Annotated in this window: 6 protein-coding genes and 1 pseudogene; 6 read left to right on the top strand and 1 reads right to left on the bottom strand. The window is 67.0% G+C overall.

Features of this window, described 5'->3' with window-relative positions; translation table 11 throughout:
- The first annotated feature begins 40 nt into the window (after positions 1-40).
- The 6 genes from IE97_RS0110010 to IE97_RS0109985 all read left to right on the top strand — a co-directional run bounded on the left by IE97_RS0110010 (position 41) and on the right by IE97_RS0109985 (position 11,894).
- Positions 41-1,360: a class I SAM-dependent RNA methyltransferase gene (locus tag IE97_RS0110010; protein WP_030235117.1), complete on the top strand. Its 1,320-nt coding sequence runs from the start codon at positions 41-43 to the stop codon at positions 1,358-1,360.
- 620 nt (positions 1,361-1,980) lie between these two features.
- Positions 1,981-3,456 carry a hypothetical protein gene (locus IE97_RS0110005; RefSeq protein ID WP_234331795.1) on the top strand — a complete coding sequence of 492 codons (1,476 nt, stop codon included), beginning with the start codon at positions 1,981-1,983 and terminating at the stop codon, positions 3,454-3,456.
- On the top strand, positions 3,453-4,301 hold the full coding sequence (locus tag IE97_RS0110000) for a hypothetical protein (RefSeq protein WP_199809803.1): 849 nt from the start codon (positions 3,453-3,455) through the stop codon (positions 4,299-4,301). The genes IE97_RS0110005 and IE97_RS0110000 overlap by 4 nt, the downstream gene beginning before the upstream one ends.
- On the top strand, positions 4,294-8,760 hold the full coding sequence (locus IE97_RS0109995; protein ID WP_030235110.1) for a hypothetical protein: 4,467 nt from the start codon (positions 4,294-4,296) through the stop codon (positions 8,758-8,760). The genes IE97_RS0110000 and IE97_RS0109995 overlap by 8 nt, the downstream gene beginning before the upstream one ends.
- A gap of 17 nt (positions 8,761-8,777) precedes the next feature.
- Entirely contained in the window at positions 8,778-9,914 is a 1,137-nt protein-coding gene (locus tag IE97_RS0109990; RefSeq protein WP_158708266.1) for a hypothetical protein, read from the top strand.
- Between the two features lie 261 nt (positions 9,915-10,175).
- Complete coding sequence (locus IE97_RS0109985) at positions 10,176-11,894, top strand: tetratricopeptide repeat protein (RefSeq protein ID WP_030235103.1); 1,719 nt, start codon at positions 10,176-10,178, stop codon at positions 11,892-11,894.
- A gap of 228 nt (positions 11,895-12,122) precedes the next feature.
- Here the strand turns inward: IE97_RS0109985 and IE97_RS38345 are convergent.
- Positions 12,123-12,774: pseudogene (locus IE97_RS38345) on the bottom strand (nucleotidyl transferase AbiEii/AbiGii toxin family protein).
- Position 12,775: the final 1 nt, after the last annotated feature.

The raw sequence follows: 12,775 nt of genomic DNA, 5'->3' as shown, positions 1-12,775 counted from the left end.
TACGGCCCTTGCCCCTCACGCGTTTTGGAGTCACCCCGCCATGCAGGCAGAACCGAGGAAGTCGCTGGTGGGGGAGGAGTACGAGGTCGAGGTCGGCCCCGTCGCCCACGGCGGTCACTGCATCGCCCGCACGTCCGAGGGCCAGGTGCTGTTCGTACGGCACGCCCTGCCCGGTGAGCGGGTCGTGGCGCGGGTGACCGAGGGCGAGCAGGGCGCGCGGTTCCTGCGCGCGGACGCGGTGGAGGTGCTCGACGCCTCCAAGGACCGCATCGACGCCCCGTGCCCCTTCGCCGGGCCCGGCCGCTGCGGCGGCTGCGACTGGCAGCACGCCAAGCCCGGCGCGCAGCGCCGCCTGAAGGCCGACGTCATCGCCGAGCAGCTCCAGCACCTCGCCGGGCTCACGCCGGAGGAAGCCGGCTGGGACGGCACGGTGGTGCCCGCCGAGGGCGACAAGGTGCCCGCGGGGCAGGTGCCGGCCTGGCGTACCCGCGTCCAGTACGCCGTCACCGCCGACGGCCGCGCCGGTCTGCGCCGGCACCGCTCGCACGAGGTCGAGCCGATCGACCACTGCATGATCGCCGCGGAGGGCGTCAGCGAGCTCGGTATCGAGAAGCGCGACTGGACCGGCATGGACTCCGTCGAGGCGATCGCGGCGACGGGCTCGCAGGACCGCCAGGTGGTGCTCACACCGAAGCCGGGCGCCCGCCTCCCGCTGGTCGAACTGGACCGCCCGGTGTCCGTCCTGCGCGTCGACGAGCGCTCCGGCGGCGTCCACCGCGTCCACGGCCGCCCCTTCGTCCGCGAGCGCGCGGACGGCCGGACCCACCGGGTCGGCAACGGCGGCTTCTGGCAGGTCCACCCGAAGGCCGCGGACACCCTGGTGACCGCCGTCATGCAGGGCCTGCTCCCGCGCAAGGGCGACATGGCCCTCGACCTCTACTGCGGCGTCGGCCTGTTCGCCGGCGCCCTCGCCGACCGGGTCGGCGAGCAGGGCGCGGTCCTCGGCATCGAGTCCGGCAAGCGGGCGGTGGAGGACGCGCGGCACAACCTCGCCGACTTCGACCGTGTGCGCATCGAACAGGGCAAGGTCGAGAGCGTGCTGCCGCGGACGGGCATCACGGAGGTCGACCTGATCGTGCTCGACCCGCCGCGGGCGGGGGCCGGGCGGAAGACGGTGGAGCATCTGGCTTCGCTGGGGGCGCGTCGGATCGCGTATGTGGCGTGTGATCCGGCGGCGTTGGCTCGGGACTTGGGGTACTTCCGGGACGGGGGGTACCGGGTGCGGACGCTTCGGGCGTTCGATCTGTTTCCGATGACGCATCATGTGGAGTGTGTCGCGATTTTGGAGCCGGTGAAGTAACAGGCGTTGACCTGGGGATCTGCAGTCCGGGCATGTCGCTCGACCTGTTTCCCGCTGGCCAACAGGTCGAGCGGGCCGTGTGCTTGCCAGAGGCGGCGTGACCTGCACGGTTATGGTGATGTGGCGCTCCAGCTAGTGGCAGTGTCACCGTGGCCTTGGGTGAGCCGACGCTCAGATGACGCCCTTCCTGACTGAATGTCAGGTAGCTGGGATCCCCGTTGTGGGACGACGATCCTTCGCTCGAAGACGGTCGTCGTGATGGGCAATGCTGCTTCAGTGAGTCGAGAGCGGGTGCCTGAGGTTCGTCGAGATGCCTCGCGATCATCGACGTCCGATCCGGGGTATTCCTCAAGTAGTCGAGCCTCAGGGCCGTCGACCGCTGGGCACTTGCATGCCAGCCGACAGGTTTTCCCATTCACGGCGGTGCCGGAGTTTCGGGTTGCAGATCCTGCCGGGGCCGGTGCTGCGGCGGAGAGAGCGGGCGCGGCCTCGCACCGGGCCCAGCAGAGAAAGTGGTCGTTCGCCTGGAGGACTGAAACGACGCGTTTCTCGCCCGAGTGGGTCGGCGCATAGTTACAGTGCCTGCTGTGCGTGGTGAATCGGCGGAGTCATCCGTGAACATGCCGGATGACGGGCTCGTCCGCAGGGTAAAAGCACTGGCCTGCACAGCGCCACTCCAGGCTCTGGAGGACAACAAGGGCAGCCTGGGGCGCGTCGATGCCCGTCCGTACCACATGGTGGAGCTCGCCCTGCACACCATCGACCAGGTCGCGATGGCCATGGACTTCGACAGAGGGGCGGAGCACGCCAAGGTCATCGAACAGGTCAGTCACTTTGCTGCTGTCCAGGTACCGGAGCAGCGGGGGCACGAGCATCGCGCCGTAGCCGAGTGGGTGCTCCATAAACTCATCAACATCGGTACCCTCGACCGAGGGTTCACCTGGACGTACGGACGGGTGGATGGGGAAGGCGCCTACAGCCGCTACGACTTCGACTTCAAACTGCTCGTGGAGCACTCCACCTCCGACGGGCAGGTGTACTTACGGGTTACAGACGAAGCCATCAACGTTCTGGTGGGTGCGCTTGACACGGATGTGGAGTCAGCGCAGGTAGCCGCCGAGCACAAGCTCGAATACCTCATCACCCGCGGTCGGTTGGAAGATGCGAAACTCGCCGCAGAGCAGGCCAGATACCGGACCGTTCAATACGGGGAGTACCTGCGGCAGTATCTGGATGCCACCCGGCGGGACGTGCGAACAGTCGACTGGGAGCAGCAGGTCCCCACCCTGCTGGAGGAGGCGCTGGAGCACATCGAGGCACGGTACCGGCACGAGAGTGCCATCCTGACCAACATCACCGAACACCGTGATGGGGCGCGTGACGCGCGGAAGAAGCAGCAAGCAGCTGGGCTTGTTGACATTGTTCGGGACTGCATTCATCGGCACATGCAGCTGCAGACCAGATTGCAGGGCGCAGGAGCGCTGTTCCGGGAGGAGCAGGACCGCCAGCAATTCTCCGGGCCTCCCCAACGCGCGGCGGTCGATGTCTTCAACCAACTGCTGGTGCCGCTTCTCGGCATGTCTGTCGGCCTCGCCGTGGCGCCGGTGACCGACTTCTTTCGGTTCGGGGTGGCGCCCGCACCGCCAGCGGTGACCTCCTTGAACACACTCGTGGGTCGACTGTTGACGGTGCGTTCGGATGACAGCGTGTACGCCGGAGCCGTGCCCGTACCCGATGTGAGACGAGACGGGGATGTCCCGCGATTCAGCGAAGCGGACCAGCGCATCGCGGGAAAGCTCATCGACCTGGCTGTGGACGAGAGTCGGCCCTTGAGCGCCCTGCTGAGCGAGGCGCGTAGCTACGGACCGATGGTCGAGCGGCTTGTGTCGCACGATGCCGTACACGCGTTCAGTCCGGCTCTCAGTGAAGCCATACTCCGCGGCGACAGCAGCGTGCTGATCGCGGTCCCGGCGGTCGGTGAACTCGACGGTCCTTCGGTGGGTGGCGATGAACTTCTCATCTCCCGGGTGAGCTTGAAGGCGCCGGAGGGCGAGTGGGACGACGACGGTTCGCGAGACGAGGAGTTTGACGAGTGACGTCGGTCATCACGATGGACGACGCCGAGGACGCCGCGACGCTCATCGCCTTCGGCATGCGTCCGCGGCAGCGGCCCGCCAAAGATCGGGCCTACCGGGACCTGGTGGTCAGGTACCGAACCGAGAGCGACTTCCAGGGGCTGGTGGAACGTACGGCTCGGGGCCTCGGGCTCAAGGTCCTCGGTGCCACCGAGGACATCGGTGTGGCCTTGGCGGCGCTGCCGAACTCGGTCTTTGAGACGAAGATCGAGGACTACGTGAGGGTCGCCAGACAGCGTGGCGAGGGCGAGAGACTGCTGCACGGCATCATTCATCTCGCGGTTGCTGCCCTGGCTTTTCCGCGCCCCGACGATTTGGCCAACGACGGTTACACGGGGCGTGTCAGCGCCGAAGCCGTGGACACGGCCGTACGCGACACGTGTGACCGGCTGCGTGAGAAGGCGGCTGCCGCGGACGCCGGGGGGGACACCCCCACCGACTCACCTGAGCTGGAGAAGGTGTGGACTGCGTACGCCCGTCGGCCGGAAGCGGCACTGACCAAGGACGGCAGGCTGGCGATGAACTCGACGAAGGGCATGATCACCAGGGCCCTCAACTTCCTCACCGAGCAGGGATTCCTGGCGGTCGCGGGTGCAGGACAGGACGGCTGGTACCGGACGTCCCCGCGGTACCAACTCCAGGTCCGTGAACTGGCGGCGACCAGCGCGTTCGAGGAACTGCTTGCCCTCGGAGTCGTACCGATCTCCTCACATGGCACCTTGCGGACAGCCCCGCAGGACTCCGCGGATCGGACCACTGACCCAACGACACCAGGCGCGGCGGACGAGGGACTGTTCCATGTATGAGCTGTCCCGCGTCCTGCTGCGAGGGGTGGGACCGCAGGCCGCTCGATACGAGAAAGTCCTGCTCGACTTCAGCGGGGTCGGCGCCCCAGTGGCCAATAGTCGGCAGGGCGACATCTTCGACGTCGAAGAGCCACCGCGCCGTCCCTCACCGGCGAGTGTGCTGTTCCTGGAGAACGGCGGAGGCAAGTCGGTACTGATCAAGCTCATATTCTCCGTTGTGCTCCCTGGGCGCCGAAACGCCGTAGGCACCCGCAACCCCCAGACATTGGAAGGCTTCGTACGACGCGGAGACGTGGCGCACGTCGTCTTGGAATGGACCCACGCAGCCAGCGGCAAGCGGCTGGTAACCGGAAAGGTGAGCCAGTGGAAGGACCGTCGGACATCCGACGAGTCCGATCTGGTCGAGCGCTGGTACCACTTCCGCCCGGGACACACGCTCGACCTGGAGACTCTCCCGGTCGAGGAGAATGACAACTACCTCGGCCTTGCCGAGTACTGCGAGCGGCTCAGGCTCGCCGACATCGAAGAACCCGCCCTGGGCTACCGCAACTTCCAGCTCCACGGAGAGTGGACGGATCGGCTCATGGCCTTGGGCCTCGACCCTGAGCTTTTCCGTTACCAGCGGGCGATGAACAACGACGAGGGTGAGGCGGCCGACGCCTTCTCACTCGGCAGCGACCAGGCGTTCGTCAATTTCCTCCTCAGTGCCGTCTTGCCGCTCCAGCCGGCCCGGGACCTCGCCGAGGTGCTGGGCACATACGCCGACAAACTGGCGGACCGCGGTGTCATGGAGCTGGAGAAGACGTTCGTCGAGGAAGCCCTGGCGGTATTGGCGCCCCTGAGCGAGGCACGCGAGAAGCGAACCGCTGCCGACGCGAAACAGAGGGGTACTCGGCTCGCCTTGGACCGCTTCATCCAACAGATCAGGGCGCGTGCCACGCAGGAGAAGCAGGCGCTCGCGGACCGGGACCAAGGGGTCGTACAGCTGAAGGATGAGGTCCGCAGGGCGCAGGACAGATACCAGCACGCCGTCGCTGTCGCCGCCGAACTATCCAGGCTGTTGGCCCAGTTGCAGCTGGAGGAGGCAGAGCGGAACCATAGCGCGGCCGAGCAGGAGTGGGAGAAGGCCGTAGCGATCGAGAAGGGTTGGCAGGCCCTCCCCGCTGTGCTCCGGGACCTGGAAGCCGTCGCCGTCGCCCAGCGGCTACGGACGCGTATCACCGAGACGGAGGCAGCGGCCCGCCCCGCGCTCGACACTCGCAACGAGGCCGCGCGTGTCATGTCGCAAGCGCTGCGCAGCATGGTGAGCAACCTGACTGATGAGGCGGACGAACTAGGTGAGCGCGCCACCGTGTGTGACGGGGAAGCTCAAAGCGCGCAGACGGAGCACGACTCGGCTATTGCGGCGGCGGCGGAGAGGGAGGCGAAGGCCGGGTTCCTGCATGGCCGTGTCACCGAGGTGCGGGAGGAGATCGCGGCCGCGGTGCGGGAGGGGCTTGTACCCGACGGACTGGAGGTAACGGATGCCGCTGCCGAGGCCCAGTCCGAAGCCACCGCTCACCGTGAGCGAGTAGTCGAAGGCGAGCGAGCGGTGGAGCGCTTGGAGCGCGAGTACGAGCGGGCAGAAGAGGAGTACGAGACAACTCGCAGTGAGCTGGCCGGAGCCGACCACGCCCACGACATCGCGCGCCGCGAGCACAAGGCCGCCGACGACACCATGCGACGGCTCGCCGAAGATCTACAGCACGCGGGCCTCTACAGCGGCGAGGCGGGCGAACTCGACATCGAGGCCGCAGGGCTCGCGGACCGGTTGTCCCGGACGCAGCGGGATGCCGAGACCGCTCGGATCGACGTCCGCATTGCCATGGCGGCCGACGAGCGCGCACTCACCTCATTGGAGACGAACGACCTGCTGCCTTCGTCGCTGGAGGCGGTGCGGATCTGTGATCTGTTGCACGAGCGGCAGGTCCCCGCCTGCACGGGGTGGGAGTACCTCGCCTCCATCCCTGATGTGGAGCGCCGCGCTGAACTCGTCGAGCGTCATCCCCAGTTGGCAACGGGTGTGCTCTGCAACGATGCCGACCAGCTTGAGCTCGCCGCTGAGATCCTCGGATCCGAGGGCGTCACGGTGACCGGCTTCCTCGCCCTGGGAACGACGACCGCACTCCATGGGCAGGGCGGTCCGGCCGCGGAATCCTCCTTTGTCGTACCGTCCCATCCTGCGCTGTACGACGAGCGCGCCGGTGAATCGGAACGTCTCGAGCTGACAGTCCGGCGGGACGAGCACCACCGGCAACTGATGGAGCTGGACGAGACGCTACGCACCCATGGGCTCTTTGCGGCCCGACTCGCGCAGTGGCGGGAGACATACCCACCGGGGCGCCTCGCCGCGCTGCACGACGCGATGATGACGGCAGAGGAGAAGGTCCTTGCAGCCCGCGGTATGGCAGCGGCCGCGAAGGACTTCAGGGAGGGAACGGCCGAGCGGTTGCGGGCGGCACGCGAAGAGCTTTCCGACCTGGGGGAAACCCAGTTGCGTCTGGACCGCCGTGTCGATGCGCTGCGGGCGCTCGTCCGTTCGACGGCACGCATCGCGGACTGGCAAGGTGAAGCGCTGCACATGCGTAGTGCGGCCCGCGAGCAACGGCAAATCGCAGCCGATGCCCGCGTCAGGGCCGAGACTGCCCGACAGGCCGCGGCCGACGCCCGGCGCACCGTCGACGTGCTGCGGGGCACGGTAGCCCGTACCGAGGAGGAACTGGCTGCTCTGCCCATCCGGGAATCCGAATGCGATGCGACCGAGCAGCACACTATGCCGGAACAGCCGCTGGAAGTGCTGCGCCGCCTTTACCGCGCGGCCGCCGATGAGTACGACCGAGTGGCAGTGGGCGCGAGTCTCAAGGCTGACCTGGACCAAGCCGAACGGGAGGAGAAGGCCGCCGGGAAAGCGCTGGCCTCCTTCGACGAGCGCGAGCGCGTCATGGCGCGGGAGCTGCTCAAGGGCTCCGACGGGGTGGACACCGCCGCCTTGAACGCCGGCCGGTCACGCGCTCAGCGACAGGTGGCTTCGGCGCGCGCCCAACTGGACGCGCTGTACGAGGTCGTGGTGCGATGCCGGACCGCGCTGGATGCAATCGGCGAAACCTCCTCCGACGCGGGTCCCGTCGATCTGGCACCGTTCGGGCCACCGCATGATGCCGCACACGGCGAACGGCTTGTTGGGGCGGCGGAGCAGGCACGGGATGAGGCCGCGGCGCTCGCCGTCGAGCTGCGGCATCTCCTGGAGAAGCTGGTTCAGGAGCAGTCTGATGCCCGTCAGACGGCGCGCGCCTTCAAGATCCTGGTCGATCTCTTCGGGGAGCCGTCCGAGGAACAGGCCCAACTGCTCGGCACGGTCCCGGCGTATGAAGGTGATGCGGCCGCTGCTCGTGAGCGTCACGACCTGTTGGTCGCTGAACACAACAAGGCCCAGCGAGCCGCAGCAGAGGCAGAGACGGCCGAGCGGACACTGGCCGACCGTCTCGCTGCACATGCGGCGGACTCCCGGTTCGAGGAACTGCAGTCTCCAAGCCGCCGCGTCATGCTCAGCACCGCGCGGGATGAACTGCCCGTCCGTGCCGGGACATGGTCGGTGGACCTGCGTCCCCGATTGCGGACGCTGGAAATCGACCTGGATTCAATCGGCCGGCACCATAAGCAGATCGTGCTTCAGTTCGTTCAGCAGGTCCGGGACGCGCTCCGTACCCTGAAGCGCGCCCAGAGACTGTCCCAACTGCCGGAAGGACTCGGCAGTTGGTCCGGTCAGCAGTTCTTGCAAATCGGATTCCCTGAGGTCACCGACGAGGTGCTCGCGGCAATGTTGGGCCGGGTCGTCGACGACGCCGCGGTGGAAGGGCAAGCCCGCCGGGGGAACAGGGATGCCCGTCAACTCGTTTTGAAGGGTGTCGAGGCTGCGGTCGCGCCCAAAGGCTTCCGCGTGACCGTGCTCAAGCCGGACATCGGGCTCGCAGTGGAGCGGGTCCGGGTGGCGCAGACCAAGGACATCTTCTCCGGGGGGCAGATCCTCACTGCCGCCATCGTCCTGTACTGCACGATGGCCGCGCTCCGAGCCAACGATCGGGGACAGGTACGCCACCAGTACTCCGGGGTGCTCTTTCTTGACAACCCGATCGGCCGGGCCTCGGCCCTCTACCTGCTCCGCCTCCAGCAAGCCGTGGCCAAGGCGCTCGGCGTCCAGTTGATCTACACCACTGGCCTGTACGACAAGGCCGCCTTGGATGTCTTCCCGCTCGTCATCAGGATGCGCAACGACGCCGACCTCAGGGCACGGCGGCGGTACCTCTCGGTGGCGGACCGGTCCGTGGGGCGGCACATCGCCTCCCTACGGGACGGAGCCGGGGGCGACATCACAGCCGTCCGCTATTTCCAGCGCCCGTCCAGCGAAGCGACGGTCGGGTGATGTCGGGATTAGAGCGCTTGTCCGAAGACCTGCTGGAGAGCCTTCACCGGTGGGCCGAGTCGAGAAGGTGGAACGGCTATCAAGCGAAGCAGGTCCGAGTGCCGGAACTGCTCGAAGCACTTCGAGCCGTCTATCGGGCAGGGCCTGACAGCGACCCGGAGGAGGAGACACTGCGCCGGTGTCTGGCTGTCCTTGCCTCCTCCGGACGTGTCCAGCTCATGCGCGAGAAGGCGGGAGAACCGCCGGGGATCCACCTGCTTCCCGTACGCGAGGCGCCGGAACCCAGAAGGAGTCGACGGCCCCTTCATCACCCCTCGCTCCATGAGCTGATCAAGGAACAGCGAAAGGTCACTCCGAGACAGGAGGTGGCCTACAGGGCCATCAGCAACTGGTTGCACGCGTTGCGTGGCCCGGTGCTGAAGGTGCCGCTGAGGGAACGTGCGCTGGAGATCTTCGGGAAGCGTGAGTACACCGCGGAGTTCCCGGAGCCCGAGAAATGTCTGGATCACAAGGGGTTTGGTGGTCCGTTGTTCGAGAAGCGTGCTGACTTCTATGCGTTGATCTGGGCTTTCCCTACCGACCCGCCTCTTCTCAACGCCCGTTTCTCCAGGTTCAGTCCGGGCGATCAGAGCACGTCGCTGAGCAGCGGTGACATTCTGCTCGTCGTCGAGAACTCGGCCACGTACACGTCGCTCGTACGTCGGCTGCGCGAGCTTGAGCACCAGCACCGCATTGGCTGTGTGGCCTGGGGAGTCGGCCGCTCCTTCACGGCCTCGGTACGCAGCATCGCGACCCACCATGGCGCCGATGGTCACGCCAGAACGCGGTTCAGTGAGATCCGCTACTTCGGTGACCTCGACGTCAGCGGTCTGGAGATCCCACTCAAGGCGATGGACGCAGCCGTCGGACTGGGCCTGAAGCTGGTTCCCACGCGTGTGCTCTACCGGGACCTGATCACCGTGGGCACTCCTCTCCCAGGCAAGGAGTGCAGCCGTACTCGGGAGGAGGCGGAGACCTTGGTGAATTGGCTAGGCGAAAGCCATCACTTCGAACCAGTTGTAGACGTTCTTGTGAAGGGGGAGCGATGGGCGCAGGAAGGCGTGGGGCTGCGTCATCTGAGTTCCACCAACGACTGGTTGGCGGACATGCGATGACTGCGGGGAGCCCGAGTGAGCAATGAGACGGCCGCTCCACGGGCACGTATTTCTGAGCCGGGGCCGGGGCCTGGGCGCGGACCGGGCGTTGTACCGCCGCGTAATCCGCGTTTTTGGGGACGACGGCACCACTTGGCCGTGCTGGACCGGCGTGTGTCCCAGGCTCCTTGGGGGACGACCGTCCTCGTCGGCCCATTCGGAGTCGGCAAGCGCCACATCGCCGCTGAGTGGGCGCACCTCAACGCCTCACGATTCGGATCCGTGCACTGGATCAGGGCCAGGGAGGGCAAGCTGGCCCATGAGAACCCGACGGCGGAGGCAGAGCGCGCCCCGGATGTCGGCGAGAAGCCCGCACTGGTGGTGATCGACGGCCTGCGCAGCTGGACCGACTATGACCGATTTCAGGGGGGTGACACAGCCGGACATGTATTGATTACATCCTCCGGACCGGCGGCCGAGTGGGGTGGGTGGGCGGAGGTCGTGCCCGTCGGACCCTGGGACAGGCAGGAGGCGATCGACTATCTCCGTACAAACGTCGGCTCGCTCGGTACTGAGGATGCCGGGCGGATCGCGGCCGCCCTCGGTAACCTCCCACTGGCACTCGCCTACGCGGAAGCCTGGCTCAAGCGCGGCTGCACAGTCGACGGTTTCCTGAATGCGCTGCGTGACCGTCCCCGGGCCGTCCTCGGCGCAGCCGGCCCTGACCGCTACCCCGGATCGCTCATCGCCAGAATCGAAGAAGCACGCAACTCCCTTGCATCTACGGACCGATGGATGGTCCACCTGCTGGACGCGGCAGCCTTGCTCGGCCCCACCCCCCTGCCCGCCCGCTCCCTCGGGCCGCGCCCGCTGTACCGCCCCGACGATGACACGCTCAGTACGGAGATCGCTCTCCATCCAGCCGAGCTGAGCAAGGCGTTTCCCGTCCTGGGCAAGTGCGGCCTGAGCACGTTTGATGACGCCCGTCTGCACGTCAGCCCGGTGTACTGCACGACCGTGCGCGGGCTCCTTGCAGAGGAAGAGAAGCGCCAAGCCGCCCGCTGGGCCGATGTCCTGCTGGTGGCGCTGGACCCCCGTGACTCTGTGGCGGACCGGCGCCGCGCGAGGGAACGATGGCAGCCCGTGCTGCCGTCCTTCCTCGTCTGCCATCCCCATGAGGTCGTCACTCGTGAGGCCCTGACTGTGATGGCCGCGGCGTACGACCACATGTCCGACCTGGGGCGCTGGCAGACGGTCCTGGCGCGGGTTGAGGTGCTGTACCGACGCGGGATGGAGCTGTTTACGCAGGATGATGCGGCTGTGCTGGGCGTCGGTGATGTCCTCCTACGCGCATACACGTCCGCGCATCGTTATGCCGATGCGGTGAAGCTGGGGGCGGTGCTGCGAGAGCGCCGCATCTCGGTGTGTGGATCTATGGGGATCGACACGCTGAGGTGCACCTCTGCCATGATCATCCCGCTTGGAAACCGCGGACACGTCGCGGAAGCTGTGGAACTTGCCCAGGAGACCCTCGTGGCACAGACCACCCGGCTCGGCGCCGATCATCAGGACACTTTGCTCACCAAGAGCCGTCGTGCCGTTGCCGAACGCGTGGCGGGGTGTTGGCGGGACGCCGTGGCGACGGGCGAAGCTGTACTCGAAGCGCAGCAGCACGTCCTGGGGCGGACGCATCCTGACGTCCTCTCCACCGCCTACGAACTCGCCTGCGCCTACCACGAGTCAGGAGTGCACACGAAAGACGCACTCGATCTCTTCGCCGAGACACTTCTTTTGCAAGAGCGGGTGCTCGGTGACGACCACCCCGCTACGGCTCGCACGGCGGCGGGCTTGGACCTGGTGCACTTCGAGGCGTACGGGACATTGCAGAGTGCCGAGCGCTGCTGGGTCGCGTTGGAACGACTCAGGCAGGAGTTTGGAGTGCGGGACAGAGATGTGTACCGGCTCGAGCAGGCTTGCCAGGCGTTGGGGATGAGTTGGTGAAGGAACCTCCGTTAGCGCAGGGGGCGCCGCCGATGGGTGCGTCATGGCCGCAGGCCCGTCCCCTCGCGGCGGTGCTTGGAGGGCACCCGCACGGCCGTACGGGGTGCCAGGGACTCCCCGCTCCAAGAAGGGTTCACGATGTGTGGGCTTCAGGCGGAGCTCACGGCGTGTTCCCCTCGTCGCGAGTTCCACGAGTTGCGCTTGGGGTGCCTGTCAGTGGGTGTCTGGTTAGTCGGATTCATTGAGTAGCCGGGCTGCGAGATCGTCGGCCCATTCCAGGGCCCACGCTCGGAGAGCGGAGATCGTGGCGTCGCTGAGACCGTAGGCAGCGAAGGCATCGTCGTCAGTCCACTCGGCTCCGGCGAGGTTTGCCTGCAGGTTTTCGAGCTCGAAGCGGCCGCGGTCGTGCCTTCTGCCGAATTCTTCGAGATCGGCAGTGTTCCAGCGGCGGGACGCTGCGAACACATCGATGAGGTCGCGCGGTGCTCCACGGTCGGCAAGCGCACGGACCTTGGTCCCGATCACATCCTCCTCCGCCAGGACGGGACCGTACCGGCTTTGGGCGACTGGCCGCCAGAAGACTTCCTTGAGGATGTCGACCTCGCACTCCTGCCCGGTGGCTGGTTCGGACACCGAGAAGCGGGCGGACAATGGGGCGGTCTCCAGCGCCTGCACCTTCCAGCCCCGGGCTTCCAGGCCGGCGCGAACCACGTCCGCGATGTCGGCCATGGGCGCCGGGTTCTCGGTGGCGACATCGAGGTCCTGGCTCGGGCGGTTCACGAGGCGGTGCGCCCGCACGGCATATCCGCCGTGAGAACAAGGGAATACGGGAGCCGAGCGCGATCACATCCGCCAGGAGCCGCGTGTGCAGCTCCGGCATG

The organism is Streptomyces sp. NRRL S-455, assembly GCF_000717875.1.
Lineage (GTDB): Bacteria > Actinomycetota > Actinomycetes > Streptomycetales > Streptomycetaceae > Streptomyces.
This window is presented reverse-complemented; position numbering and strand designations above follow the sequence as displayed.